This window comes from Micromonospora noduli (assembly GCF_003264365.1).
Taxonomy (GTDB): Bacteria; Actinomycetota; Actinomycetes; order Mycobacteriales; family Micromonosporaceae; genus Micromonospora; species Micromonospora noduli.
On the sequence record NZ_PYAK01000020.1, the window covers coordinates 37,240 to 62,204 of the forward strand.

Annotated in this window: 26 protein-coding genes; 9 read left to right on the forward strand and 17 right to left on the reverse strand. The window is 72.2% G+C overall.

Annotated elements, in window-relative coordinates; translation table 11 throughout:
* Positions 1-30: 30 nt before the first annotated feature.
* The 3 genes from GUI43_RS17060 to GUI43_RS17070 are packed head-to-tail and all read right to left on the reverse strand — an operon-like array spanning position 31 to position 1,674.
* A complete protein-coding gene (locus tag GUI43_RS17060) occupies positions 31-1,170 on the reverse strand; it encodes a beta-ketoacyl-[acyl-carrier-protein] synthase family protein (protein WP_112699244.1) in 1,140 nt (379 codons plus the stop codon).
* The gene (locus GUI43_RS17065; protein ID WP_112587240.1) at positions 1,163-1,408 is read right to left on the reverse strand and encodes an acyl carrier protein; all 246 of its coding nucleotides are present in this window, start codon (positions 1,406-1,408) and stop codon (positions 1,163-1,165) included. Before GUI43_RS17065 ends, GUI43_RS17060 begins: the two co-directional genes overlap by 8 nt.
* Positions 1,408-1,674, reverse strand: a complete 267-nt coding sequence (locus GUI43_RS17070) for an acyl carrier protein (protein WP_091397621.1) — start codon at positions 1,672-1,674, stop codon at positions 1,408-1,410. Before GUI43_RS17070 ends, GUI43_RS17065 begins: the two co-directional genes overlap by 1 nt.
* 15 nt (positions 1,675-1,689) lie before the next feature.
* On the opposite strand from GUI43_RS17070, the gene GUI43_RS17075 reads away from it, so the two are divergent.
* Positions 1,690-2,376, forward strand: a complete 687-nt coding sequence (locus GUI43_RS17075) for a 4'-phosphopantetheinyl transferase family protein (RefSeq protein WP_225855353.1) — start codon at positions 1,690-1,692, stop codon at positions 2,374-2,376.
* On the opposite strand, the gene GUI43_RS17080 is transcribed toward GUI43_RS17075, so the two are convergent.
* The 11 genes from GUI43_RS17080 to GUI43_RS17130 form a co-directional block, all read right to left on the reverse strand.
* Entirely contained in the window at positions 2,304-3,653 is a 1,350-nt protein-coding gene (locus GUI43_RS17080; protein ID WP_112699245.1) for a class I adenylate-forming enzyme family protein, read from the reverse strand. The two genes, GUI43_RS17075 and GUI43_RS17080, sit on opposite strands and share 73 nt — an antisense overlap.
* 325 nt (positions 3,654-3,978) lie before the next feature.
* A complete protein-coding gene (locus tag GUI43_RS17085; protein WP_211326715.1) occupies positions 3,979-4,350 on the reverse strand; it encodes a M55 family metallopeptidase in 372 nt (123 codons plus the stop codon).
* Positions 4,351-4,462: 112 nt separating this feature from the next.
* A complete protein-coding gene (locus GUI43_RS17090; protein WP_112587246.1) occupies positions 4,463-4,780 on the reverse strand; it encodes an antibiotic biosynthesis monooxygenase family protein in 318 nt (105 codons plus the stop codon).
* Complete coding sequence (locus tag GUI43_RS17095; protein WP_244220618.1) at positions 4,777-6,033, reverse strand: beta-ketoacyl synthase N-terminal-like domain-containing protein; 1,257 nt, start codon at positions 6,031-6,033, stop codon at positions 4,777-4,779. The genes GUI43_RS17090 and GUI43_RS17095 overlap by 4 nt, the downstream gene beginning before the upstream one ends.
* A 76-nt stretch (positions 6,034-6,109) precedes the next feature.
* Positions 6,110-7,384 (reverse strand): beta-ketoacyl-[acyl-carrier-protein] synthase family protein, encoded by a 1,275-nt coding sequence (locus GUI43_RS17100; RefSeq protein WP_112699246.1) that lies wholly within the window; start codon positions 7,382-7,384, stop codon positions 6,110-6,112.
* Positions 7,381-7,785, reverse strand: coding sequence for a cupin domain-containing protein (locus GUI43_RS17105; RefSeq protein ID WP_112587250.1), 405 nt, complete (start codon positions 7,783-7,785; stop codon positions 7,381-7,383). Before GUI43_RS17105 ends, GUI43_RS17100 begins: the two co-directional genes overlap by 4 nt.
* A complete protein-coding gene (locus tag GUI43_RS17110) occupies positions 7,778-8,533 on the reverse strand; it encodes an SRPBCC family protein (RefSeq protein ID WP_112699247.1) in 756 nt (251 codons plus the stop codon). The genes GUI43_RS17105 and GUI43_RS17110 overlap by 8 nt, the downstream gene beginning before the upstream one ends.
* Positions 8,530-9,960: an acetyl-CoA carboxylase biotin carboxylase subunit gene (locus GUI43_RS17115; RefSeq protein ID WP_112587254.1), complete on the reverse strand. Its 1,431-nt coding sequence runs from the start codon at positions 9,958-9,960 to the stop codon at positions 8,530-8,532. The genes GUI43_RS17110 and GUI43_RS17115 overlap by 4 nt, the downstream gene beginning before the upstream one ends.
* 19 nt (positions 9,961-9,979) lie before the next feature.
* On the reverse strand, positions 9,980-10,510 hold the full coding sequence (locus GUI43_RS17120; RefSeq protein WP_112587256.1) for an acetyl-CoA carboxylase biotin carboxyl carrier protein: 531 nt from the start codon (positions 10,508-10,510) through the stop codon (positions 9,980-9,982).
* A complete protein-coding gene (locus tag GUI43_RS17125) occupies positions 10,507-12,255 on the reverse strand; it encodes an acetyl-CoA carboxylase carboxyltransferase subunit alpha (RefSeq protein WP_112699248.1) in 1,749 nt (582 codons plus the stop codon). The genes GUI43_RS17120 and GUI43_RS17125 overlap by 4 nt, the downstream gene beginning before the upstream one ends.
* A complete protein-coding gene (locus tag GUI43_RS17130) occupies positions 12,252-12,590 on the reverse strand; it encodes a TcmI family type II polyketide cyclase (protein ID WP_091408771.1) in 339 nt (112 codons plus the stop codon). Before GUI43_RS17130 ends, GUI43_RS17125 begins: the two co-directional genes overlap by 4 nt.
* 425 nt (positions 12,591-13,015) lie before the next feature.
* On the opposite strand from GUI43_RS17130, the gene GUI43_RS17135 reads away from it, so the two are divergent.
* From GUI43_RS17135 to GUI43_RS35140, 4 genes are all read left to right on the forward strand, one after another.
* The gene (locus tag GUI43_RS17135; RefSeq protein WP_112587260.1) at positions 13,016-13,813 is read left to right on the forward strand and encodes an AfsR/SARP family transcriptional regulator; all 798 of its coding nucleotides are present in this window, start codon (positions 13,016-13,018) and stop codon (positions 13,811-13,813) included.
* A 129-nt stretch (positions 13,814-13,942) separates the two neighbouring features.
* On the forward strand, positions 13,943-14,353 hold the full coding sequence (locus tag GUI43_RS17140; RefSeq protein ID WP_244220617.1) for a TcmI family type II polyketide cyclase: 411 nt from the start codon (positions 13,943-13,945) through the stop codon (positions 14,351-14,353).
* Between the two features lies 1 nt (position 14,354).
* Positions 14,355-15,704 carry an FAD-dependent oxidoreductase gene (locus tag GUI43_RS17145; RefSeq protein WP_112587262.1) on the forward strand — a complete coding sequence of 450 codons (1,350 nt, stop codon included), beginning with the start codon at positions 14,355-14,357 and terminating at the stop codon, positions 15,702-15,704.
* A gap of 278 nt (positions 15,705-15,982) precedes the next feature.
* Positions 15,983-17,110, forward strand: a complete 1,128-nt coding sequence (locus GUI43_RS35140) for a helix-hairpin-helix domain-containing protein (RefSeq protein ID WP_112699249.1) — start codon at positions 15,983-15,985, stop codon at positions 17,108-17,110.
* A gap of 242 nt (positions 17,111-17,352) precedes the next feature.
* On the opposite strand, the gene GUI43_RS17155 is transcribed toward GUI43_RS35140, so the two are convergent.
* Complete coding sequence (locus GUI43_RS17155) at positions 17,353-18,069, reverse strand: isocitrate lyase/PEP mutase family protein (protein WP_112699250.1); 717 nt, start codon at positions 18,067-18,069, stop codon at positions 17,353-17,355.
* A gap of 140 nt (positions 18,070-18,209) precedes the next feature.
* Here GUI43_RS17155 and GUI43_RS17160 point away from each other — a divergent pair, with 140 nt between their 5' ends.
* The gene (locus GUI43_RS17160; protein WP_112699251.1) at positions 18,210-18,800 is read left to right on the forward strand and encodes a TetR/AcrR family transcriptional regulator; all 591 of its coding nucleotides are present in this window, start codon (positions 18,210-18,212) and stop codon (positions 18,798-18,800) included.
* A 22-nt stretch (positions 18,801-18,822) separates the two neighbouring features.
* On the opposite strand, the gene GUI43_RS17165 is transcribed toward GUI43_RS17160, so the two are convergent.
* On the reverse strand, positions 18,823-19,125 hold the full coding sequence (locus GUI43_RS17165; protein ID WP_091408758.1) for a GNAT family N-acetyltransferase: 303 nt from the start codon (positions 19,123-19,125) through the stop codon (positions 18,823-18,825).
* A 131-nt stretch (positions 19,126-19,256) separates the two neighbouring features.
* On the opposite strand from GUI43_RS17165, the gene GUI43_RS17170 reads away from it, so the two are divergent.
* The 3 genes from GUI43_RS17170 to GUI43_RS34940 all read left to right on the forward strand — a co-directional run bounded on the left by GUI43_RS17170 (position 19,257) and on the right by GUI43_RS34940 (position 23,416).
* Entirely contained in the window at positions 19,257-19,952 is a 696-nt protein-coding gene (locus GUI43_RS17170) for a DUF1223 domain-containing protein (RefSeq protein ID WP_112699252.1), read from the forward strand.
* 40 nt (positions 19,953-19,992) lie between these two features.
* The gene (locus GUI43_RS17175; protein WP_181518380.1) at positions 19,993-20,391 is read left to right on the forward strand and encodes an MmcQ/YjbR family DNA-binding protein; all 399 of its coding nucleotides are present in this window, start codon (positions 19,993-19,995) and stop codon (positions 20,389-20,391) included.
* 157 nt (positions 20,392-20,548) lie between these two features.
* Positions 20,549-23,416 (forward strand): glycosyl hydrolase, encoded by a 2,868-nt coding sequence (locus GUI43_RS34940; protein ID WP_112699253.1) that lies wholly within the window; start codon positions 20,549-20,551, stop codon positions 23,414-23,416.
* 94 nt (positions 23,417-23,510) lie between these two features.
* Here GUI43_RS34940 and GUI43_RS17185 read toward each other — a convergent pair whose 3' ends face one another.
* Entirely contained in the window at positions 23,511-24,884 is a 1,374-nt protein-coding gene (locus GUI43_RS17185; protein ID WP_112699254.1) for a glycoside hydrolase family 10 protein, read from the reverse strand.
* Positions 24,885-24,965: the final 81 nt, after the last annotated feature.

Below are 24,965 nucleotides of genomic sequence, written 5' to 3' on the forward strand. Positions count from 1 at the left end.
AGGTGCAAGATCGCGGGGAGTTGGGGGCGGTCATCCGACGCCGACCAGGAGAGCGGTGTTGGCGCCGCCGAATGCGGCGTTGAGGGTCAGGGCGTGGGTTGCCGTCGTCCTTCGCGGGCCATCCTTGACGACGTTCAGAGGGCAGGACTCGTCCTGGGCCAGCCAGCCGGCGTTGACCGGCAGTTCGCCGTGGCGCAGCGCGAGCGCGGTGACCACCAGTTCGAGCAACCCGGACGCCTCCAGCGCGTGCCCGTGCACCGACTTCGTGGAGCTGACCGGGACCCGGTCGGCATGCCCGCCGAGGGCCCGGCGCAGGGCTGCCGCCTCGGCGGTGTCGCTCTGCGCGGTACCGGTGGCGTTGGCGTTGACGTAGCCGACGGACTGCGGTGGCAGCCCGGCCCGGCGCAGCGCGCCGCCGACCGCGCGGGCCAACCCGGTGCCGCCGGGCTCCGGCTGGCAGGGATGGAACGCGTCACCGGCCCGCCCCCAACCGACCACTGTGGCCACCGGGTCGACGCCGCGTCGCCGGCCGGTGCTCGATTCCAGCACCACCGCGGCCACGCCGTCGCCCAGCAGCAACCCCCGGCGGCCGGCGCTGAACGGGCGGACCGCCCCGTCGACCGCGAGGGCGCGACCGGCGTCGAAGAGCGCGAACTGGTCCGGCTCCACCAGGTAGCCGGCCGCTACCACCACACGCTCGACATCACCCCGGGTGATCCGGGCGGCGGCGTCGGCCACCGCCGTGCTCGCGGACACGCAGGCGCTGGTGTAGACCCGGGTGTGACCCGAGAGTCCACAACGGGCGGCGAGTTGGCCGGCGAGCACGGCTGGCGCCGGACCGAGGGCCGGGCCTGCACCGGCGACCGGGCCCGCGCCGAGGGTCGGGCCGCCGTGCACGGCGAGCAGCAGCGCGCACCCGGCGCGCTGCGCGCGGTCCAGGCCGGCCGCCCGGCAGGCCCCGTCGATCGCGGCGGCCAACTCGTCGGGGAGGGTGGCGACCTCGGGCACTGTGGCCGCCACTGTGACCCGGCGGGCGGCGGTGTCGAATCGGTCCACCGGGCCGAACGCCGGCACCCCGGCCAGCGCACCGGCGAGCTGCGCGTCGGCGCCCCGTCCCAGGGCGCTGACCGCGTACACGCCGGTGAGCTGGGCGACGCGCGCCTCAACCATCTGCGGAGGCGGTCAGCGACGCCCGGAACACCACCAGGGCGTCGTCGACGGTGCGGATGCCGGCCAGTTCGTCGTCGGTGAGGTCCAGCCGGCGTTCGTAGCGCTGCTCGACGAGGTGCACCAGCCAGGCAAGCTCCATCGAGCCGATCCGGTCGGACACCTCGGCAGCCGGTTTCGCGGTGAGTTCGGCGAGCATGGTCATCAGGTCAGCTCGCCCCAGATCGGGCTGACCGCTCATCAGCCTTTGTCGCTCGTCGCCTCGGTGACGCGATTGGCGACCATGGTGGTGAACTCGCCGACCGTCATGAGGGCCAGCTGCTCCGACTCGTCGTCGGCGAACGTCACGCCGTACCGGTCCTCGACCCGCACGGACAGGTCGGCCAGAGCGAGCGACTCCAGGTCGACGCCGGAGGGGCCGAGCGTGGTGTCGTCGTCGAGCCCCTCGACGTCGTAGTTCATGTCGGCGAGCTGCTCGACGACGAAGGCGCGGACCTCGGCTCTCATGGATACCCTCTCTGCGTGGCTCAGCTGACGGTGCCCGGTCGGGACACCGCCTACGTGTGGGTCGGCCGCGACACCGGCGGTCAGCCGGATCCGGCCGCTGTGCTGGTGCGGCGGGCGGGTGCTCTGCTGCTCGGCCGCCCGGAGACCGAGTTGGTGCTGACGCACGACCGCGAGGGACGGCCGGTCGTCCGGGTCGACGAGGTGACCGGGTCGGTGGAGGTGGCGGTCAGCGTCAGCCGCACCGCCGGGCTGGTGGCGGTCGCCGCCCGTCGGGCCGGCGCGGTCGGGGTGGACGTGGAGCGCATCCGCCCGCTGCCGGCGCTCGCGCTGGCCCACCGCTGGTTCCCGCCCGCCGAGCTGGCCTGGTTGGGCGATCGGCCCGAGGCCGGCCGGACGGTGGACTTCCTGCGGCTGTGGACCGCCAAGGAGGCGGTCGGCAAGGCGCTCGGGCGGGGGTTGCGCGACGGCGGGCTGCACCGGTTGATGCCGCCGCCGGGGCTGCCGTTGCGGCCGGTGCCCGGCGACGAACTCCTGCGGGTCGGTCACCCACGGCTGGGCGGGGACCTCGTCCTGGCGGTCGCAGTGCGGGCGAGCGCGCAGGTCGACGTCGAGGTGGTGCAGCGGCCCGGTCACGGGGTGACCGCCGAGCGCAGCGCGTCGGTCGAGCGGACCAGCTTGCCGGTGGTGGTACGGGGCAACTGATCGAGCAGGTGCAGCGCCCGGGGCCGTTTGTAGCCGGCCAACCGCTCGGCGAGGAGCTTGTCCAGCGTCTCCTCCGACAGCGGGCCGTCGGGTTGGACGTACGCGGTGATGCCGTCGTCCCAGACCACCACCGCGGCGGCAACCCCGGTCAGCTCGGCGACGGTGGCCTCCACCTCGGTCAGGTCGACCTTCATCCCGCCGACGGAGACCTGCGAGTCGAGTCGACCGCGCACCGTGACCAGGCCGGTGTCCTCATCGACGGTGCCGGCGTCGCGGGTGTGCAGCCAGCCGTCGGACCAGCGGGTCGGGTCGCTCAGGCCGACGTACGGCGACGCCGGGCAGGACACCCACAGCTCACCGCCGGACTCGCGGACCTGGATCCCGGGCGCGGGGGCGATCGACGGTCGGTGCGACCCGTACAGGTCGGTGCCGATCACCCCGACCTCGGTCATCCCGTACATGTTGCCCAGCGGCACCCCGTACCGGTCGGTGAACGCCCGGGCGACGGCGGCCGGCACCAGCTCGCCGCCGGTGGTCATCCGCCGCAGCTGCGGCAGTGGCCCGGCCGGGCGGGTGGAGGCGAGCAGTCCGATGTGGAACGGGACACCGAGCACGGTGGCCGGTGTGGTGCCGGCGCTGATCGCGGCCAGCACGGCGTCGCCGCTGAGCCGTTCCGGCGGCACCAGCTCGACCCCGGCGTGCAGCCCGTAGAGCAGGCCGCCGACCAGGCCGAGCACGTGCACCATCGAGGGCAGCAGGATGATCCGCTCGCCGGGCAGCGCCACCCCGTCGATCCGGGTGTAGCGGTGCACCTCGGCGACCAGGTCGGCGGCGGTGCGGCCGATCACCTTGGACGGGCCGGTGGAGCCGGAGCTGAGCTGGATCACGGCATGGCCGCTGACCGCCGGGCGGTCGGCGTACCGGGTGACGCCCTCGGTGACGTCGACGAAGATCTTCAGCGCGCCGCCACCGGTCCGCACCGGAGCGACCACCACCTGCGGGGTCAACCGGGCCAGCGCCCGGTCCACCTCGTGGTCGGTGAGCCGGTGGTCGAGCAGGATCGCCTGCCCCCCGGCGCGCCAGGTGGCGAGCAGGTTCACCACGTACGCCAGCGACGGTGGCAACCGCAGCGCCGCGGCGCCACCGGGGCGCAGTCCGGCGGTGGTCAACCGGTCCTGCGCGTCGGTCACCAGCCGGTGCAGTGTGGCTCGGTCGACGGGCTCGGGCAAACGGAGACAAACGTCGGTCGGGTGGCCGGCGAAAAGGACTTCGTCCACCCAGCCGGGGTCGGTCGCCGTAGGATCTTCTGCCGTCACTGCCGTTCACCGCCCAGCATGAAAGAGGGCGAATCCGCCCATCACGTACGCTTGTCGGGGTGCTGCGGGGAACCATACGACGCCCACAAGGCCATTGCTAGATGCGAATGGATGGATCAAAAGCAGCGGCCAGCCGGATTGCCGACAGCCCGTTCGGCGGACAGAATCAGGCGGGCGACTTGGCGGAGCGTCACCGAGGTATGACCCCTCGTACCACCGTCGCGCGGTGCCAGCCGGACGGCCGATGGCGTCGCGCTCACCGGGTGAGCCAGACGATGCGCGCGCGCTAGCTCGGTTTGATGCTGGCGAGTTGCACCAGCAGCTGAACCAGCCGGTACGCCTCGGCGACGTCGGCGGCGTGGAAGGCGACCGTCCGGCCGCCGCCGACGCGGGTCACACCCGGCACCAGAGTTGCGAGGTCGACCATGTACGGGCCGTACAGGTCGACCTCGACGTCCAACGGCCCGGCCATCTTCGGCGGCGGAATCGAGGCGCGCCGGGCGATCGCGTCGGCGGCGGCGCGGCGCAGCCGCTCCCGTGCCTCCTGCGGATGCAGGGCCACCGCGGCGGCCTGCCCCAGGGTCTGCCTGACGGCGACGTTGAGGCCGATCTTCGCCCAGCGATCGTCCGGCCACCCGCACGTCGAGGATGGCGTCACGCAACGCCGCGCGCGAGGAGATCGTGCTCGTACAAGGAAATAGTGGCCTCCACCCGAGGGCGAGGCCACTACATCCTGGATCGAGCGCGATCATCCAGGCCGGCGCAGAGCGTCAGGTCAGCGCCGGCGTCTGGGCGTGGATGTGGAAGCGCAGCGAACGGGCGTCGGTGAAGCACTCCCGCATCGGGCGTACGAGGTCCCGGTGCTCCGGGCTGCGTTCCCACTCTTCGAAGTCGGCCAGGCTCGCCCACTCGCTGGTGATCAACCACTGCTCCGGGTCGGTCGACGACCGGCACACCTGGTCGACCAGGTGCCCCGGCACACCGCTGGCGACGAGGTGCCGCACCTCCTCGTACGCGGCGAGGAACTGCTCGGTGCGCGGCACCGGCACCCGTACCAGAAAGACCACCCGGGCCCGTTTGTCGCTCATGACGCCTCTCCCCTCATCGGCGCGGCCCCGCGCAGGACCAGCGCGCTGTTGAACCCGTCGAAGCCCCGCGCGCAGATCAGGGCGAGTCGGCTTCGCGGGCGGCGGTGCTCGCGTAGGAAGTCCAGGTCGCAGCCCTCGGCCACCTCGTCCGGTCCCGCCGACGCGGGCAACGTGTCGTGGGCGAAGGCGAGCAGCGCGGTGGCCACGTCCAACGCCGAGCCGCCCTGGTACGCCCGACCGGTCAGCGGCTTCTGCGTGGTCACCGGGGGCGGCCGGTCGGCGAACACGGCCCGCAGCGCCTCGGCCTCGCTGCGGTCGTAGCGGTGCACGCCGAGCGCGTCGGGCAGCACCACGTCGATTCCGGCGGCGGCGACGCCCGCCCGGTCCAGGGCCAGCCGCATCGCCCGTGCGTACTGGGCTGGGTCGCCGCTGCTCTCCGCCGTGGTGTGCGCGGCGTCGTGGGTGGAGCCCCACCCGCTCACCTCGCCGTAGACACGGGCGCCCCGGGCCAGGGCGTGCCCCAACTCCTCCACCACGAACACGGCTCCGCCCTCGGCCGGCAGGTAACCGCTGGCCGTGGCGTCGAACGGCCGGTACGCCCGCTCCGGGTCGGCGACGTCACTGAGCAGCCCCGAGCGCAGCTGGCAGGCGAGCGCGTACGGACTCAACGGGCACTCGGTGGCCCCGGCGATCACGACCGGGGTGCCGCGGCGCACCGCGCGGGCGGCGTGCGCCAGGCTGTCCAGCCCGCCGGCCGACTCCGCGACCAGCACCCCGCTCGGGCCCTTGAACTGGTGGTGGATGGAGAGCTGCCCGACGCTGGCCGCGTAGAACCAGGCGATCGACTGGTACGCGCCGACCGTCCGCGACGTGCCGCCCCACAGCCGTTGCAGTTCCCGCTGACCGAACAGGTTGCCCCCGGACGAACTGGCCAGGGTCACCGCGTAGCCGTACGGGTCGGGGGCCCGGTCGGGCAGGCCGGCGTCGGCCAGCGCCAGCCGGGTGGCGGCGAAGCCGAGGTGCGTCCACCTGTCGGTCTGCACCAACTGTCGGCTATCGGCGTAGGAGTCGGCGGTGAAGCCGGGCACCTCCCCGCCGAAGCGGGTCGGATAGCCGGCCGGGTCGAACAACGTGATCGGCCCGGTCCGGCGGGTGCCGGCGAGGACCGTGCGCCAGTGCGCGTCCGCGCCGATGCCGCTCGGTGCGACCACCCCGATGCCGGTCACCACGGCGCGAGCCACCTCCGCGCTCACGCCAGCACTCCGCTTCGCTCCGCGCCGGCGCGAGACGCCGCGCTGCTGTGCCTGATGGTTCGCTCGCTACGCTCGCTCACGCCGCCACCGCGCCGAGCATCCGACGGAAGACCATCGCCGACTGGAAACCGCCGAACCCGCTGCCCACCGAAAGGGCCACGTCCACCGGAACCTCCCGTGCCTCATTGGGTACGTAGTCCAGGTCGCACTCCGGGTCCCGGGTGCTCCAGTTCGCCGTCGGTGGCACCACACCGAACTCGATGGCGAGGGCGCACGCGGCCATCTCGATCGACCCGATCGCGCCGAGCGAGTGCCCGACCATCGACTTGATCGAGCTGATCGGTATCCGGTACGCGGCCTGGCCCAGCGCCCGCTTGAACGCGGCCGTCTCGTGTCGGTCGTTCTGCCGGGTGCCCGAGCCGTGCGCGCTGATGTAGGAGACCTGCTCGGGCAGGATCCGGCCCTGCCGGAGCGCGTCGGTGACGGCGAGGCCCATCTCCAGCCCGTCCGGCCGCAGCCCGGTCATGTGGAAGCCGTTGCTGCGGCTGGCGTAGCCGGCCACCTCGCAGTAGATGTGCGCTCCCCGCCGCCGGGCGTGCCCGGCCTCCTCCAGCACCAGCACCGCCCCGCCCTCGGCCAGCACGAACCCGTGCCGGTCAGCGTCGAACGGGCGGGAGGCGTGTGCCGGGTCGTCGTTGTCCGGGCTGGTCGCCTTGATCGCGTCGAACGAGGCGACGGTGACCGGGGAAATCGGCGAGTCGGACGCACCGGCCAGCATCACGTCCGCCTCACCGTCCACGATCATCTGGTGGGCGTACCCGATGGCGTCGATGCCGGAGGTGCACCCGGTGGAGACCACCTGCGCCGGGCCGTGCAGCCCGTGCCGGCAGGCCACGTCCGCCGCGAGGCTGCTGGGCACCAACGCCTGATAGAGGTACGGGCCACCGCGCGTCCCGTCCACCAGCCAGCGTCGGCCGTGCTCGCTCACCGTGACGTACTCCTGCTCCAACGCCATCGTGCCGCCCACCGCCGTGCCCAGCACCACCCCGGCCCGGTCCCGTTCCGCGTCGGTGAGCACCAACTGGGCATCGGCCACCGCCTCGACGGAGCAGGCCAGCGCGAACTGCACGTACCGGTCGGCCCGCCGCAGTTCGGCCTCGCTGAGCCCCGCCGCGACCGGGTCGAAGTCGCACTCCGCCGCGATCTGCGACCGGAACGCCGACGGGTCGAAGAAACTGATCCGCCGGGTGGCGGTCCGCCCCTCGGTGATGGTCTTCCAGAAGCGGTCCCGGCTGGCGCCGCCCGGGGCGACCACCCCAATGCCGGTCACCACCGTGCGGCGCCCGGTCATGACCCGCCCCGCTGTTCGACCAGTTCGGTGTCGACGTGGCCCAGTTCGGGCCGGGGTGCGAGCGGGCCCAGGTGGAAGACCACCTCGGCCGGTTCGACGCCGGTGTTGCGCAGCCGGTGCCGCACGTTCACCGGTACGAACAGCCCCTCACCGGCGGCCAGCAGCGTCGGCTGGTCGTCCAGGTCGACGGTGATCGCGCCCCGCACCAGGTACAGGAACTCCTCGCTGTACGGGTGGTAGTGCTCGGCGATCCGCTCCCCCGGCTCGAGGGTGGCCACCCCGAGAAAACCGGAGGTGCTGCCGACGGTGCGGGGGCCGAGCAGCACCCGAAGCTCACCGCCGCGACGGCGGTCGGCGGGTACGTCCCGGGCGGCGATCGGGCGGGTGCTCAGGTCACTCATCGTCGGCCTCCGTCGGTGTGTCGCTGGCGGTCTGGCTGCCCTGGTCGGCACGCTGCCAGGCGATCCGCTCCACCCGGTCCTTGATCACCGCGAGTTGGATCACGCTGTTGGTGTTGATCCGCTCGGTCATCGCGGCGTTGTCGACCGGCGCGGTCGGTTTCATCGCGAAGTCCTGCGTCCAGGTCATCCGGGTGCCACCGGCCTCCTCGGTGTAGCGCCAGTGGATGCGCATGTACTCGAACGGTCCGGTCTCGACCCGGTGCGCCCGGACCTGCCTGCTCACCGGGTCGGCGGTGCGCTCGCTGACCCAACTCCAGGACACCCCGTTCTCGTCGGGGTACATGGTGAGGCGGAACCGCACCGTGTGCCCCTCGCGGTGCAGGATCTCCACCACGGCGTACTCGGTGAACAGCTCGGTCCAGTTCGCCACGTCGTTGGTGACCTCCCAGACCAGCCCCAGCGGCGCGTCGATGACCATGCTGTTCTCGGTGTGTCCGGGCGGGTCGGTGCGGCGGGCGACCAGGTCGGCCACCGCCGGGATGCTCAACTGTCCGGCCTGCTCGGGGATGGCCACCTGCCAGCGGTCGGCGACGACGGCCGACAGTTCCAGCAGGGCGAGCGAGTCCATGCCCAGCTCCTCCAGCGACGCGGCGGGCGCCCGGGCCGCGGCGTCGGCATCCAGCCCGCAGTGCGCCACCAGGATGTCGGTGATCTCGGCGGTCATCGGGCGACCATGGGTGACGGTCATCGGGTCCTCCTGTGGGTTGCGTCGGGATCTGCGGCGGGCGCGGTGCGCGGTGCGGGAGTGACCGTCGGCCCCGGCGCGGGCGCGGCGAGCAGACGGTCGACCAGGCCGGTGGTGTAGCGGCCCTTGCGGAATGCGGCGTCGTCGAGCACCCGCCGGACGAACGGGATGGTGGTGTGTACGCCCGGACCGGCGATGTCGAACTCGTCCAGGGCGCGTTCCAGCCGGTTGAGGGCCAACTCCCGGTCGGGCGCCCAGACGATCACCTTGGCGAGCAGTGAGTCGTACCAGGGGCCGACCAGGTAACCGGCGCTGGCGTGGGTGTCCACCCGGGTGAACGGGCCGCCGGGTGGCGTGAACCGCTCCAACCGGCCGGGGGCGGGGGCGAAGCCGCGCGCGGGGTCCTCGGTGTTGACCCGACACTCCACAGCGACGCCGTGCAGGCGGATCTCCTCCTGCCGCCACCGCAGCGGCACGCCGGCGGCGATGTGCAGTTGCTCGTGCACCAGGTCGATCCCGGTGACCATCTCGGTGACCGGATGCTCCACCTGGATCCGGCAGTTGATCTCCAGGAAGTGGAACTTCTCCTCGGCGTCGACCAGGAACTCCAGCGTGCCGGCACCGACGAAGCCGACCTGGAGCGCACCCCGCAGGGCGGTCTCGGCGATGGTGTCGAGAACGGCGGCGGGCAGTGCCGGGGCGGGCGCCTCCTCGACCAGCTTCTGGTGCCGGCGCTGCACGGAGCAGTCCCGGGTGCCCAGGTGCACCCCGTTGCCGTGGGCGTCGCAGAGCACCTGCACCTCGACGTGCCGCGCCTCGGTGAGGTAGCGCTCGACGTACACCCGGTCGTCGCCGAAGGCGGCCTGCGCGGCGGCCCGGGTCCGGGTGTACGCCCGGCGCAGCTCGCGCGGGCTGTGCACCACTGTCATCCCCCGGCCCCCGCCCCCGGCGGCGGCCTTCACGATCACCGGGTAGCCGACGGCGTCGGCCACCTCAGCCGCCGCGGCGGCGGTCGGCACCGGCGCGACACTGCCCGGCGACAGCGGCAGGCCGGCGCGGCTCATCAGTGCGCGGGCCGAGGACTTGTCGGCCAGCGCGGCCATCACCGCCGGTGGCGGGCCGATGAACGTCAGCCCGTTGTCGGCGCAGATCTCGGCGAAGTCGGCGTCCTCGGAGAGGAAGCCGTAGCCGGGGTGCACGGCCTGCGCCCCCACCTGCCGGGCCGCCTCCACGATGGCGGCGGCGTTGAGGTAGCTGCGCCGGCTCGACGCCGGTCCGATCCGGACGGCCTGGTCGGCGAGGCGGACCGCCGCCGAGTCGGCGTCGGCGGCGGAGTAGACCACCGCCGTTCGCACGCCGAGCTCCTTGCAGGCGCGCAGCACCCGCAGCGCGATCTCGCCCCGGTTGGCGATCAGCACGGTCTCGAACATGGTCAACCACCCCGCGCCGTCATGCCGGGTCCAGTTCGACGAGCGGCTGGTCGTACTCGACCGGCTGGCCGTCCTCGACGAGAATCGCGGCCACCCGGCCGGCCCGGTCGGCGATCACCTCGTTCATCAGCTTCATCGCCTCGACGATGGCCACCGGCTGGCCGGGGCGGACCAGGTCGCCCACCGCGACGAACGGCCGCGCGCCGGGTTCCGGCGCCCGGTAGAAGGTACCGACGATCGGTGCCCGCACCGCGGCGCGCCCAGGCACCGGCGGCCGGAGCACCGCGGGTGCGGCGCCGGACGCCGGCACGACCGCCGGTGCCGCCTCGGCCCGGGGCAGGGGTACGTCCGGTCGGGTCGCGTCCTCGGGGTGCCACTCGACCTCCAGCACCGCCGGTCCGCTGCGCAGCCGGATCCGGCGCACCGGCCCGGCCAGCTCGGCGATCAGGTGCTGCGCCTGCCGACGCAGCCCGGCCAGCGCCTCCTCGCCGTTCATCCCGACGTCGTCGGACGCGTCGACTGTCGACAGCGCCCGGTCGGCGGCGGTCATCGCAGGCCCGCCCGGGCGCCGACGCGGTTCGCGCCGAACCGTCGGAAGCGTTGCCGGCGCAGGCGGACCAGCATGGCCGGCGGCACGTCCAGCAGCGGCAGGAGGTTGGCCAGCAGGGCGGCGCGCAACCGTTGGGCGGTCTCCGCGGGGTCGTCGTGCGCGGCAGTCGACGGCTCCGACACGACCTCGTCGACCACTCCGAGCCGGCGCAGGTCGGGCGCGGTCAGTCGCAACGCGCGGGCGGCCTGCGGTGCCGCGGAGCGGTCCGGCCAGAGGATCGCCGCGCACCCCTCGGGGCTGATCACCGAGTAGACGGCGTTTTCGAGCATCAGCACCCGGTCGGCCACCGCCAGCGCCAGCGCGCCGCCGCTGCCGCCCTCACCGGTGATCACCGCGAGCACCGGGGTGGGCAGCACGGTGAGGGTGAGGATGTTCTCGGCGATGGCCGCCGCCTGGCCCTGCTCCTCGGCGCTCACCCCGGGGTCGGCTCCGGGGGTGTCCACCAGGGTGACCACGGGCAGGCCGAGGCGGGCCGCGAGGCGCATGAGGCGCAGCGCCTTGCGGTGCCCGGACGGGCTGGCCATGCCGAAGTTGCGGGCGACCAACTCGGCGGTGGTGTGCCCCTTCTGGTGGCCGATGACCATCACGTGCCGGCCGGCCAACCGCGCCACCCCACCTACGATGGCCGGGCAGTCCGCGCCGAGCCGATCGCCGTGCAGCTCCACGAACCCGTCGAAGACGGAGTCCAGGTAGTCCAGTGTGGTGGGCCGCCCGGGGTGCCGCGCCATCCGGACGGTGTCCCACGCGTCGCGTACCGCCGGGGTGCCGGCGTCTCCCTCGGCCGCCGGGTCCGTCGGCCGCGCCAGGACCGTGCCGTCGTCGGCGAGGCGCTCGCGGTGCGACGCCGGCTCCTGCCGGGGTACGGGCGAACGCGCCGGACGGCCGGCGCGGGTCGCGGCGAGCAGCGCCATCAGCCGTCCGCGCAGCGACCGGCGCTGCACCACCATGTCGACCTGCCCGTGTCGGAGCAGGAAGTCGGCGGTCTGGAAGCCCTCCGGCAGGGCCCGCCCGGTGATCTGGCGGATCACCCGGGGGCCGGCGAAGCCCATCCGCGCGCCACTCTCGGCGAGCACCAGATCGGTGTTGGTGGCGAACGAGGCGGCCACCCCGCCGTAGGTCGGGTCGGTGAGGACGCTCACGGTGAGCAGCCCCGCCTCGCGCAACGCGGCGATGGCCTGACTGACGGTCGCCATCTGCATCAACGACAGCGCGCCCTCCTGCATCCGCGCCCCGCCGGAGGCGGTGATCAGGACGAGCGGGGTGCGGTCGTCCAGCGCCCGTTCGGCCGCCCGGGTGATCAGCTCGCCCACCGCGCAGCCCAGGCTGCCACCGAGGAAGCGGAAGTCCATCACCGCCAGGGCCACCGGGTGCCCACCGATGGTGGCCGTGGCGCAGACGACCCCCTCGGCAAGACCTGTGCTGGCCCGCGCGCCGGTGAGCCGGTGCGGGTACGGCAGCACGTCGACGAAGTCGAGCGGGTCCGCCTCCGGCAGCCGGTCGGAAAGCAGGCGCAGCGAACCCGGGTCGACCAGTTGGCGCAGGCGTTCCGGCGCGCCGAGTCGCGCATGCTCCCCGCACTCCGGGCAGACGTCGAGGTTGCGGCGCAGCCGTTTGCGGTAGAGCAGGCTGGCGCAGCCGGCGCAGCGGGACCAGAGCTGCTCTTCGCGCGGCGCGGTGGCCGTCACGACCGCCGTCCGGTGTCCGGGGCGTCGAACCGGTAGAAGCACCGCGCCATCGCGTCGCGCGGTGAGCGCCAGGTCGACAGGTACGGCGACACGTACGGGCGCAGGCGGTCACTGACCCGGATGAACTCGGGATGGTCACGAGCGGCCTCCACCGCGCCCTCTGCCGGCTGCGCGGTCTCGAGCAGATGCACATAAAGGTCGTGCAGTCGGTACAGCGAGCGGTGCCGGACACCGACCAGGCGCGGCAGCTCCGTCGCGTCCGACTCAGCGAAGATCTCGGCGACCCGCTCCTCGGCGGTCGGATCCACCTTCGCGACGATCAGCGATCGGTCCATACTGGGCCTCCCCCCACAGCGTCCGGCCGGCGACGGGTGGCCCCCGGACGCGCTGGACGACTGCCGACACGATGCGCCGATCCTCGTCACGGCGGCGTCACCGTGGCGGGTCGGTCAGCGACGGATGGTGGTGACGCTGCGTTGACGCAACCTGTGTATCAGCTATGTGCCGAGCCTGCTGCACGCGCTAATGTTTGTGCAGTTCAGAACCGATCTCGGGTTGGCCGTCGCTAATAGAACGTCCACGCTGGCGTTGACGCAACGTGACCGTTATTGATAATCTTCAGCGTGGTCAGTCCGGCGGCCTCGGCGGGTGGGGCCGCGCCCGACCACGCCGCGATCGGTGGGGTCGACAGTGGCGTCGAGGGCAACCGATCCGGGACACAGCAGACAGTCGGGACGAGCGTTCCGCAGGGGGTGCCGCCGTGGCCGCTGATCCGTCCGTGCCGACCGCCGGAGACCCGCCCGAGGAGGGCGTCTCACTGCATCTGCTCGGAGGGTTCCGACTCCTCCGCGAGGCGGTGCCGGTGGTGGTGCCGCGCGGGCTGCAACGGGTGATCGCGCTGATCGGGCTCCGCCCCGGCGCCACCCGCAGCCAGCTCGCCGGGCTGCTCTGGCCCGACGCGTCGGAGGAACGGGCGCTGTCCTCCCTGCGTACCGCCCTGTGGCGGCTGCGACAGGACCCGTGCTGCCCGATGACAGTGGCCAGCGACACCGTACGCCTCGGCCCAGCGGTCCGGCTCGACGTGGACGACCTGGTCGGCACAGCGGCCCGGGTCCGGGACGGCGACGACCCGCGCACCGCGGCCGGGGCGCTCGCCGCCGGGCGGCACGACCTCCTCCCCGGCTGGTACGACGACTGGGTGCTGCTGGACCGGGAACGCCTGCGCCAACTCCGCCTGCACATGCTGGAACAGGTGGCCGGGCACCACCTGGCCGCGGGGCGGCACGGCGAGGCCCTCGAAGCCGCGTTGGAGGCGATGGCCGCCGAGCCGTTACGGGAGACACCACACCGACTGGTGGTTCGCATCCACCTGGCCGAGGGCAACGCCTTCGAAGCCGTGCACGCCTTCTACGTCTATCGGGACCTGTTGCGCCGGGAGCTGCGGCTGGAGCCGAGCCCCGCCATGAGCGCCCTGCTCGACGACACCCTCGCCCCGATCCGCCAGGCCAGCCGCGAGGCCATCACCGACCGCCCGTCACCCGCCGTTCGGCGTACCTGACGGCGGTGCCCGTCACCGCCCGGTCGGCGTACGTGACGGTGATGTGACAGGCGCTGCGGCACGGTGGGCGCACAGAGCACGTGGCACCGATCCCGAGGGGTCGGGCAGGCCACCGGCGGAAGGGGTCCCATGAGTCGTCTACTGATCGTCAGCCGGATCATCCCGGGAGCGGAGGGTCGGGTCGCGCAGATCTTCGCCGAGTCCGACGCCACCGAACTGCCCAGCCTGACCGGGGTCACGCACCGATCCCTGTACTGCCTGCACGACCTGTGCGTACACCTGCTGGAGACCTCGGACGACGTCGACCCGGACGCGCTCGCGGCGGCCCGCAACCACCCACTCTTCCGACAGGTCAACGAGCGACTCTCCGCGCACACGTCGCCGTACCTGCCGACCTGGCGTTCCCCCCGGGACGCGATCGCCGGCTGCTTCTACCGGTGGGACGCGGCCGAGGCGCCAGCAGGAGCCCCGGCCAGCACCGAAGCACCCGCTCCGCGCCCGGCCGTTACCGAGGCGCCCGCCGCGCACCCGGCCGGCTGACATGTCCGCCGCGCCGCCGCACGTCCTGATCATCGGCGCGGGCACGGGCGGGCTGTGCCTGGCGCACGGCCTGCGCCGCGCCGGGATCAGCGTCGCCGTCTACGAACGGCACCGCGACCGTGCCGAAGGGCTGCTCGGCTACCGGGTCGGCATCGGCCCGACCGGTAGCCGGGCGCTGCGGGAGTGTCTGCCCCCGGAGCTGTTCGCCACCTTCCTGGCCACCTGCGCCCGGCCGCCGCACTACTTCAACGTCGTCACCCAGGGGCTCCGCCAGACCGCGTCGTTCCCGCTGCGGCCGAGCGCCGACCCGGTACGCACCGAACACTCGGTGGCCCGGATGGTGCTGCGCCAGGTGCTGCTGACCGGCCTGGAGGACGTGGTGCAGTTCGACAAGACCTTCACCCGGTACGAGCAGCGCGACGACGGCACGGTCACCGCGCACTTCGCCGACGGCACCAGCGCCACCGGCGACCTGCTGGTGGCGGCCGACGGCACCCATTCCGCCGTACGCCGCCAGTACCTGCCGCACGCCGTCACCCGCGACGCCGGGACGATCAACATCGCCACCCGGATCCCGCTGACACCGCACACCCGCGGTCTCATTCCGGAGCGGGTCCAGCAGGGCATCTCGCTGATCTTCGGCGTCGGCGGGATGATGGGCGTGCTGCACGTCATGGAGTTCAAGTGGGACGCCGAACGCGCGATCAAGCCCGGCGTCAGCGAGCCCGACGCCGCCCTTCTCCGGGACTGGCCCGGCCTGGCCCACGACACCACCACCGACAACATCAATCTGATCATCTGGAGTGCGGCCAACCGGTTCCCGGCCGACATCATGGAACGCCGCGGCGAGGACCTGGTGCAGGTCGCCCTGGATCTCACCTCGAACTGGCACCCTCACCTACGGGAACTGCTCGCCCACGCGGACCCGGCCAGCGCCCTACCGATCAAGGTGTCCACGTCCGAACCGGTGCCGCCCTGGAAGAGCAGCACCGTCACCATGCTCGGCGACGCCATCCACACCATGACCCCGGGTCGGGGCGTGGGCGCGAACACCGCGCTGCGCGACGCCCGCCTGCTCTGCGCACAGCTCAGCCGCGCCACCGCCGGCGACAAGACGCTGCTCCAGGCGGTCGCCGACTACGAGGCCGTGATGGCGCCGTACGGCTTCGCCCGGGTCGCCGAATCGCTGAACCGCAGCGGCACCAGCGGCGACGACCGGATGTACCGACCGGTGGTGGGTCGGCTCGCGCTGCTCGGCGCGCGCGGCTACTTCGGAGTGACCAGCCGGGTACCACGGCTCCGTCGCCGGTTCGTTGACGACTTCCACACCTACGAGGGCGACCGGGACTGACCCCGGCATCGCCCGACCCGGGCTCGGCGTCCCACGCCGGGCCCGGGTCTCATCGTGTCCGGAGTGCTCGACCCGACCGATCCATGCCCGGCCCGGTCTCGTCTCGTCGGATTTGGCGTGATCGGACGACGCAGTGTTACGCGGCAGGCACCGGCTGAGGTGGCTGGCCCACCGGCAACGCTGACGGCCGATCCTGCCTGTCGTCGGCAATACGCGTGTGCGAAGCTGCGGCGAGTTTTTCTCGTGACTTTTCCAACGAGCTGAGAGGGAGGTTCGCCGTGGCGTGGTCTTTCGGACACTCGCTGATAGTGGTACTGGCACTGTTGCTGGGCCTGGCCGCCGGGTGGCTGCTGCGCGGCCGACGGGGCGTACAGGGCAATTCGATTGTGGATGGTGACCCCGTCGCCGGTCTGGCCGTGATCACCACGCCCACGCCGGCTGCCACCACCGACGAGGTCCAGCCTGCGGCCGCCGTCGACCCGGCACCCACCGCGGTCGCCGACGAGCCGGTACCGGTCGACACGGTCAGCGCGCCAGCCGCGCTGACCGAACCGGACGGTCCCGCCCCGGTGCCCGTGCCGGCGGAGGCTCCGAGCACCGTCGACCCGGCGGACATGGCGCTGACCGAGAACCCGCCGCCCGTACCGGCCAACGAGCAGCCCGACGCGGCTGAGCTGCGGCAGGAGCCGGCGGTTGAATCGGCCCCCGAGCCGGTCACTGTCGACGACCAGCCCGCCCCGGCGGCCGTGGTCGCTCCCCGCCAGCCCGCGGACGACCTCCCGCCGGCCGACGCGGCGCCGCTCGACACGACGCCGGCCGACGACGCGGCGATCGACGATGCGCCGGTCGCGGCCACCCCCGCCGACAGCGCGCCCGCCGACACGACGCCGGCCGACGACGCGGTGGCCTCCGTCGGCGCGTCCGACGATGCGGAGACCAAGGCCACGGCGATCGACCCGGCAGAGGAACAGACGACCGCCGAGCCGATGCACTCCGAGCCGGTGAACGCTGAGCCGGGGCAGGCCGAGTCCGCGGTCGACGCCGCGGAGGCCGAGCGGTCGGCGGTGGCCGTACCTCCGGTCCGCCCGACCGCCGCCGCGACCCCTCCGGTCCGTTCAGCCGCCGACACGACGATCAGCAGCATCGATGCCGACCCGACGGGCCCGGCCGACGACTTCCGCCGGATCCAGGGGATCGGGCCGAAGATGGCGGCCGCGTTGCAGGACGCCGGCGTGCGCACGTACGGCCAGCTCGGCGAGTTGGACGAGCCGGCACTGCGCGACCTGATCCGGGCCGCCGGCCTGCGCGCCGCACCTGGGCTGGCCAGTTGGCCGCAGCAGGCACGCGTGCTCGCCGGCGCCGGCCACGAGATGGCAGCGGTGCTGCCGAGCGGCAACCAGGCCTGACCGCCTGCATCCGAGCCCCCGGCAGCCGTCCACCGCGACGGCACGCCGGGGGCTCGGGCGTTAGCTGCCGTAACTCCTTCGACGCCCACCGCGCTGGACGATCGACTCGGCATTCAGGAAACCGCGCGATCCACCCGACCGGGACACCCCGACTTCCAGAAACCCGAGTCGATCACACAGCCAGCGGCCGCCCACCCGCGCCCACGCGCCCGGTCACCGGCGCCGGGGGGTGACGTCCAGGGTCAGACGCGCAGCTCGGCCGCGAGGTCGCCGATCGACGCCATCGCGTACCGCTGCATTCCTGGACCGAAGGTGATGCGTGTGGCGCCCTGCCGTCCCAGCTCGGCCACGGACTCCCGGTCCGGTCCGGCGGCCATGTTGATCGGCCCGGAGATGCCGTCCCGCAGCTGCGGGAGCACCTGCAGTGGCGCCAGGATCGGGTAGACGCAGTCGGCGCCGGCAGCCACGTACAGGTGGGCGCGTTCCACCGCGTCGGCCGGGTCACCCGTTCCGACCAGGAAGGTGTCGACGCGGGCGTTGATGAAGAGAGCGTCGCCCGCCTCCGCGCGCACCTCGGCCAACCAGTCGGCGTGCCGCCGGGGGTCCTTGAGGGTGGCGTCCCCCTCCGAGTCCTCCAGGTTGCAGCCGACAACGCCGGCCTCCAACAGCCGTCCGACCAGCTCGCTGGGGGCGAGGCCGTAACCGCCCTCGACGTCGGCGGACACCGGAACGGACACGGCGCGGACGATGCGCGCGACCGCCGCGAACATCTCGTCCGGTGGGGTCGCGCCGTCCTCGTAGCCGAGCGATGCGGCGACGCCCGCGCTCGGGGTCGCGAGCGCCGGGTAACCGGCGTCGGCCAGCACCCGGGCGCTGGCCGCGTCCCAGGGGCCCGGCAGAACGAGCGGATCGCCGGCGGCCCGGTCGTGGTGCAGGGCACGGAAGGTGGAGGCTGTCATCGTTGTCGTCTCCCGACGGGCTGCGGAGGGCGGGGCTCAGGCGGTGTGTCCGCCGTTGGAGTCAAGCACGGCGCCGGTGACCTGATCGGTCCACCCTACGTTTGGTGGACCGACCGGTCAACAATTGCTACGCTGGTCAGATGGCCAGGCCACGGCAGTTCGACGAGGAGCAGGTGATCCGCGCCGTCCGGGACCAGTTCTGGGACGCCGGCTACGCGGCGACCTCACTGGAAGACCTGGTGCGCGTCAGCGGGCTGGGCAAGGGCAGCCTCTACGGCGCCTTCGGCGACAAACACCGGCTGTTCCTGAAGGCGCTGCGGGAATACACCGACACCAGCGGCGGCTACCTGCGCGAGATGCTCACCTCCGCTCCCCGCGCCCTGGACGCGCTACGCGCGTTCGTCATGGCACCGGCAAACGACCCGGGTGGTGCTGCCGCCCGGCGCGGCTGTCTCATGGCCAACAGCACGTACGAACTCGCCACCAGCGACCCGGACGTCCTCGCCGAGGCGCGGCGCACCTACGAGGCGACGACCGCCCTGGTCGCCGAGAGCGTCGGGCGGGCCCAGGACGAGGGCGACCTGCCGCGCGACGTCGACCCGGTCGAGACCGCGCGTGCGCTGCTCGCCGCACAGCAGGGCCTGGTGTTCATGGGGCGGACGGGGCTGGACATCGACACCCTGACCGCCACGGCCCGCACCCTCGCCGCCAAGCTCCTACCGGACGGCTGACACCACCCGACCGGAAGCGCGGTTATTTGATCTTGCGGGTGGACCGGACCACGATGCTCTCGTACTCCGGGTGCTTGACCACCCAGTCGGCGATGAACGGGCAGATCGGCACGACGGTCCGGCCCTTGCTCCGCGCATCGTCCAGCACGGCCCGCGCCAGCGTCGACCCGACGCCCTTGCCCTCGTACGCCGGATCGACCTCGGTGTGGGTGTAGGCGATGATCGAGCCGGTCAGCTGATAGGTGACGAACCCGACGACCGCGCCCGCCTCGTCGCGCGCCTCGAAACGCTCCCGCGCCGGCGCGTCTGTCACGGTGAACTGCACCCGACCATCCAACCACCCGGCCCGGCGGCGCTCGCTGCGAGGCCGGCAGGGGACGCGACCCCACGCGCATTGTCCCGGCCGAAACGGGAACGCAACGCCTCCGGGCACATCGTGGGAGGAGACACGTCACCATGGCGAATCCATCGACGGACGGCGGCTTCGCCGTCGTCGAGATGTTCACGTCCCAGGGCTGCAACAGTTGCCCTCCCGCGGAGGAGTTGCTGAGCGAGATCGAGCGCGACGCACGGGACCGGGGCCAGAACGTCTTCACCCTCGGGTTCCACGTCGACTACTGGGACGACCTGGGTTGGCCCGACCAGTTCGCGGACGCGGCGTACACCGCGCGCCAGGAGGCGTACGCCCGCGCGTTCGGCACCCGAGGCCTGTACACCCCGCAGATGGTCGTCAACGGCACCGTCGAGTTCGTCGGTTCCGACCGCCGCCGGACGGCCGCCGCGATCATGTCCGCCATGGCCTCGACCGCCACCACACCACTGGCGCTCTCCATTGCCAACCTGGGCAATGACCGGGTGATGGTGGACTACCGGACCGAACAGCCACCGGAGCGCGCGGTGTTGCAGGTGGCGGTCGTGGAACGGGACCTGACCAGTGAGATCGCCCGGGGGGAGAACGCCGGGCGGACGCTGCGGCAGGACAACGTCGTACGCGCCTTCAGGTCGGTGGGCCTGGACGCCGAGCGGGGGCAGGTGGAGCTGGCGACACCACCTGGTCTCGATCCGGGAAGCGCCAGCGTGGTCGGCTATGTCCAGGAGAACGGCGAACGGGCGATCGTCGGCGCCACGGCCATCGACCTGTCCACCGCGTAATCTCGGCCCATGCGGATGGTGCGGGGTGCGAGGGTTTTCGGTGGCTGACGCGGACGACGTACGTCGGGTGGCGCTGGCCCTGCCGCACACGGTGGAGAACCCCAGTGACGGCTTCGACTTCCGGGTGGCCGACAAGGGCTTCGTCTGGTCCTATCCGGAACGGACACCGGGAAAGCCTCGGGTGATCCGGCTGGACATCGCTGTGCTGTTCGTCGGCGACGAGGCCGAGAAGCAGGCTCTCCTGCTCGGGGAGCCCGAGGTCTTCTTCACCGCGCCCGGTTACGACGGGCTGCCCCTGGTGTTGCTGCGTCTGGCGGCGGTCGACCTGGACCGGTTGACCGAGCTGGTGACTGACGCGTGGCGGATGCGCGTGCCGGACGCGCTGGTGAACGACCGAGAGGGCGAACCGCTGGGCGACCGTGCGGGCGCCGGCAAATAACGACATCAGCACGCAACGCGTTTGACACATTGACGGGGATCTCGGTACTCCATTACCGTGGCCGAGAGAGCGCTCTCTCACCTGACCTTCCCCCCAATTCAGACGCAAAGCGCTGGACCCGGCAAGGGCCGCACCCGGCGCGCGCGATGGAGGCACGATGAAACCTCCCGTCCCCCACCGCCGATGGGCCCTGGCCGCCGCCACCGCGCTGGCCCTGGTCGTCGGCGGCCTCGCCGTCCCCGTCACCCGCGCGGCCGAGGCCGCACCCGTCGGCGCCGGCAGCTACACCACCACCCCGGTCGGCCCGCTCCCCAGCGGCTGCGGCGCGATGTCCAGCAACCCCCGACAGTTCGCCACCGCCAACGCGCCCGCCGGGCCGATCCCCACCAACGACTGGTGGTCCTCGCTGCTGTGGAAGCGCACCGACTGCTCGTTCAGTGAGCCGCTGCACGCTCACCCGATCTCGTACGACACCTTCGGCGACGGGCTCGGCTTCTCCGCCAACTCCACGCCCGCCATCAGCGGCACCGCCACCGGTGTCGGTGAGTTCCACTACCCGTACGTGCAGGACATCCGGGTCGGTGTGGCCGGGCTCGCCGCACCCCTGGTGAAGGTCGACGGCTGGACGGACTGGACGGTCAGCCCGCACTGGAGCGACGGCACGCGCACCATGCGCGCGACCATCGGCCATGGTCTGCCCTTCGCGTACTTCCAGACCACCGGGGGGAACGCGCAGATCAGCACCGCCGGCACCCCGGACGTCTGGTCCAACAGCGGCGCCACCATCGGCTTCCGGGTCAACGGCCACGACTACGTCGGGTTCGCGCCCGGCGGCGCCAGCTGGACCGTGGCGTCCGGCCGGATCTCGTCCACCCTGGCCGGCCGCGGCTACTTCTCCGTGGCCCTGCTGCCGCCGACGTCCAGCGCGACCGAGCGCGCCGCGCTGGCCGCGACCTACGGTCAGTACGCGCACGCCCACGTGACCGGCACCCAGGTCTCGTACGCCTACAACCCCGCGACCAGCGGCCTGACCACCACGTACGCGTTCACCACGACCGCCCGGGAGGGCACCGCCACGCAGACAGTGGTCAGCCTCTACCCGCACCAGTGGAAGTCGCTGAGCGGTTCCACAGCGATCACGCCGACCTACCCGTCGGCGCGTGGCCGGATGAAGGTGCTCACCGGCGTCAACCAGTTCCGCACCGCCATGAAGTTCCAGGGCATCCTGCCGGAGCTGCCGGCCGTCGGCGACGGCAGCGGTGGTGATTTGTCGACGCTCACCGGGCACCTGGCCGCCACCCGCGCCAACCCGATGGACCAACGCGGCAACGACACCTACTGGACCGGCAAGGGGCTCGGCCGGGCCGCGCGGATCGCCGAGATCGCCGATCAGGTCAACGACACCACGACGCGCGACAGCGCGCTGAACGCGATCCGCAGCACGCTCACCGACTGGTTCACCGCGTCCAGCGGCAAGACCAGCCGAGTCTTCTACTACGACAACAACTGGGGCACCCTGATCGGCTACCCGGCGTCGTACGGGTCCGACCAGGAGCTCAACGACCACCACTTCCACTACGGCTACTACATCGCCGCTGCCGCGACCCTGGCGAAGTTCGACCCGGCCTGGGCGGCCACCAGCCGCTACGGCGGCATGGTCGACCTGCTGATCCGCGACGCCAACAACTACCGCCGCGGCGACACCCAGTTCCCGTACCTGCGCGACTTCGACATCTACGCCGGGCACGACTGGGCGTCCGGGCACGGCTCCTTCGGCTCCGGCAACAACCAGGAGTCCTCGTCGGAGGGGATGAACTTCGCGAGCGCCCTCATCCAGTGGGGGCAGACGACGGGTAACACCGCCATCCGCGACGCCGGCGTCTTCCTCTACACCACCCAGGCCGCCGCCATCCAGGAGTACTGGTTCGACGTCGGCGACCAGAACTTCCCCGCCGCGTTCGGGCACTCGACGGTCGGCATGGTCTGGGGTGACGGCGGGGCGTACGCCACCTGGTTCAGCGGCGAGCCGGAGATGATCCAGGGCATCAACCTGCTGCCGGTCACCGGCGGTCACCTCTACCTGGGCAACAACCCGGCGTACGTGCGGACCAACTATGCCGAGCTCGTCCGCAACAACGGCGGACAACCGACGGTGTGGCAGGACATCCTCTGGCAGTTCCAGGCCCTCGGCGATCCCGACGCGGCGCTGGCGAACCTCCGCGCGAACCCGGGCTACACCCCGGAGGAGGGCGAGAGCCGGGCGCACACGTTCCACTGGATCCGTAACCTCGCCGCCCTCGGCAACGTCGACACAACGGTGACCGGCAACCATCCGCTGTCGGCGGTCTTCTCCCGCAACGGGGCCCGCACCTACGTGGCGTCGAACCCGACGGCGACGCCGATCACTGTGACGTTCTCCAACGGCACCACGCTCGCCGTGGGAGCCGGCAAGACGGCCACCACCGGGGCGTACACCTGGAGTGGCGGCAACGCGGCCGGCGGTGTCCCCCCGACGACGCCGACGGACCCCCCACCGACGACCGACCCGCCGACGCCCCCGGGCAACCCGACGCGGTACCTGCTGCCCGGGGGCGGGTTGGGCGCCGCCGGTAGCCCGGCCACGACGACGGTCGCGGCGGCAAACGGAAACCACGACGGTACGCCCACCAACGCCCAGGTCTTCACGGCGACCGGCCTCAACCTCGCCTACGCCGGCGGGCAGACGGCATTCGACCTGTTCGTGGACGCCGGGACGGCGGTCGGCAACGGCGTGCAGGTGCGGATCTCCTACGACCTCACCGGCAACGGCAGTTGGGAACGGGTGGAGACGCTGCGCTACTTCGCCACCGACCCGGTCACCGGCTACGAGCACTACACGCAGAACGCCGGCCTGTCCTCGGCCACCGGCACCTTGGGCGCGCTGAGCAACGGCACGATCCGGGTGGAGGTCTGGTCGGCGATCGGCAACAACCCGACCACGCTGGGCATCGGCAACCAGTCGGTGTTGCGGCTTCCGTACTCCTGATCGACAGGTTCGAACGCGACACGACGTCGGCCGGTGTGGAGGACCAGGATCGGTCCTCCACACCGGCCGACGCTGTGCGGTCAGTCAGTCGTTCTCAGGAGGCGGTGCAGGTAGGCGTGATGCCGGCCCCACTGCCAGTGCCCTGGAAACCAAACTCGGTGACCTGGCCCGCGCCGAGGCGGCCGTTGTAGTCCACATTGGTGAACCGCACCGTGCCGGTCGAGCCACTGGCCGTCGCGCTCCAGGTGTTGGTGACACTCGCACCACTGGCAAGGGTGACGCCGACGTTCCACCCGTTGGTTCCGGCGGACCCGGCGGTCACCTTCACTGTGGCCACGAAGCCACCGGTCCACGAGTTCAGTGACACCGACGCCGAGCAACCACCCGTCCCCGGCGGCGGGGTGGTGGGCGGGTCCGTCGGCGGGTCGGTCGGCGGGTCGGTCGGCGGGTCCGTGGGGATGGCGGGGCCGGCGTTGAGGGCGTTCAGAACGTTGGTGTACGCGGCCTTCTTGTTGCCGTTGCAGTCGAACAGCAGGGCGTTGTCGGAACCACGCCACGAGTCGCAGTCCCGCACACCCCACACCGTGATGCCGGTGCAGCGCGAGACGTTCATGCAGGCACGGGTGACGGCGCCGAAGATGTTGGCCTGGTTGCCGCCGGTCATCACGTCCAGCTCGGTGATCTGCACATCCACACCGAGATCGGCGAACCGCTGCAGGTTGGCCTGGTAGTCACCGGCCAGCGAGGTGCCCAGGTGCGACTGGAAGCCCACGCAGTCGATCGGCACGCCACGGGACTTGAAGTCCCGCACCATGTTGTAGATGCCCGTCGACTTCGCGTTGATCCCGTCGGTGTTGTAGTCGTTGTAACACAACTTCGCACCCGGATCCGCGGCCCGCGCCGCCCGGAACGCCGCCTCGATCCAGTCGTTACCGGTGCGCTGCAGGTTCGAGTCACGACGCCCACCGCTACCACCGTCAGCGAACGCCTCGTTCACCACATCCCACGAGTGGATCTTCCCTCGGAAATGCGTCGCGACCTGGGTGACGTGGTTGATCGCCGCGTTACGCAACGCGCTGCCGGACATGCCCTGCGCCCAGCCCGGCTGCTGCTGATGCCACAGCAGCGCGTGGCCGCGCACGCTCATACCGTTGGCCTGCGCGTGACTGACCAGACGATCGCCGCCGGTGTAGCTGAACCGACCCTGCTGCGGCTCGGTCGCGTCCCACTTCATCTCGTTCTCGGCCACGACACTGTTGAACTCACGGTTCAGGATGGTCGCGTACACGCTGGTGGAGAGCTTGCCCGTCGCGACGGCCGCGCCGAAGTAACGGCCCTTCTCGGCCGCCGAGGCCCGCAGGGTCGTGCCGGCGCTGGCCGTGGAGGTCAGCGTCATCGTCATGCCGGCGGCGAGGGCGCCGGTAACGGCGATGGTCACCGCCGCTCGCAGGGCTCTTCTGTGATTCATGCGGATTCCTTCTCTGTGGTGGTGCAGCGATGGAGACGCACGCCCGAATCCGCTCCTGCGACATGGGAGACGTCAGCAACG

What these genes read in the sequence shown, in the direction of transcription:
- GUI43_RS17060 (WP_112699244.1), bottom strand. Translation starts at nt 1,170, where the DNA reads ATGGTTGAGGCGCGCGTCGCCCAGCTCACCGGCGTGTACGCGGTCAGC.
- GUI43_RS17065 (WP_112587240.1), bottom strand. Translation starts at nt 1,408, where the DNA reads ATGAGCGGTCAGCCCGATCTGGGGCGAGCTGACCTGATGACCATGCTC.
- GUI43_RS17070 (WP_091397621.1), bottom strand. Translation starts at nt 1,674, where the DNA reads ATGAGAGCCGAGGTCCGCGCCTTCGTCGTCGAGCAGCTCGCCGACATG.
- GUI43_RS17090 (WP_112587246.1), bottom strand. Translation starts at nt 4,780, where the DNA reads ATGAGCGACAAACGGGCCCGGGTGGTCTTTCTGGTACGGGTGCCGGTG.
- GUI43_RS17100 (WP_112699246.1), bottom strand. Translation starts at nt 7,384, where the DNA reads ATGACCGGGCGCCGCACGGTGGTGACCGGCATTGGGGTGGTCGCCCCG.
- GUI43_RS17105 (WP_112587250.1), bottom strand. Translation starts at nt 7,785, where the DNA reads ATGAGTGACCTGAGCACCCGCCCGATCGCCGCCCGGGACGTACCCGCC.
- GUI43_RS17110 (WP_112699247.1), bottom strand. Translation starts at nt 8,533, where the DNA reads ATGACCGTCACCCATGGTCGCCCGATGACCGCCGAGATCACCGACATC.
- GUI43_RS17115 (WP_112587254.1), bottom strand. Translation starts at nt 9,960, where the DNA reads ATGTTCGAGACCGTGCTGATCGCCAACCGGGGCGAGATCGCGCTGCGG.
- GUI43_RS17120 (WP_112587256.1), bottom strand. Translation starts at nt 10,510, where the DNA reads ATGACCGCCGCCGACCGGGCGCTGTCGACAGTCGACGCGTCCGACGAC.
- GUI43_RS17130 (WP_091408771.1), bottom strand. Translation starts at nt 12,590, where the DNA reads ATGGACCGATCGCTGATCGTCGCGAAGGTGGATCCGACCGCCGAGGAG.
- GUI43_RS17140 (WP_244220617.1), top strand. Translation starts at nt 13,943, where the DNA reads ATGAGTCGTCTACTGATCGTCAGCCGGATCATCCCGGGAGCGGAGGGT.
- GUI43_RS17145 (WP_112587262.1), top strand. Translation starts at nt 14,355, where the DNA reads ATGTCCGCCGCGCCGCCGCACGTCCTGATCATCGGCGCGGGCACGGGC.
- GUI43_RS17155 (WP_112699250.1), bottom strand. Translation starts at nt 18,069, where the DNA reads ATGACAGCCTCCACCTTCCGTGCCCTGCACCACGACCGGGCCGCCGGC.
- GUI43_RS17160 (WP_112699251.1), top strand. Translation starts at nt 18,210, where the DNA reads ATGGCCAGGCCACGGCAGTTCGACGAGGAGCAGGTGATCCGCGCCGTC.
- GUI43_RS17170 (WP_112699252.1), top strand. Translation starts at nt 19,257, where the DNA reads ATGGCGAATCCATCGACGGACGGCGGCTTCGCCGTCGTCGAGATGTTC.
- GUI43_RS34940 (WP_112699253.1), top strand. Translation starts at nt 20,549, where the DNA reads ATGAAACCTCCCGTCCCCCACCGCCGATGGGCCCTGGCCGCCGCCACC.
- GUI43_RS17185 (WP_112699254.1), bottom strand. Translation starts at nt 24,884, where the DNA reads ATGAATCACAGAAGAGCCCTGCGAGCGGCGGTGACCATCGCCGTTACC.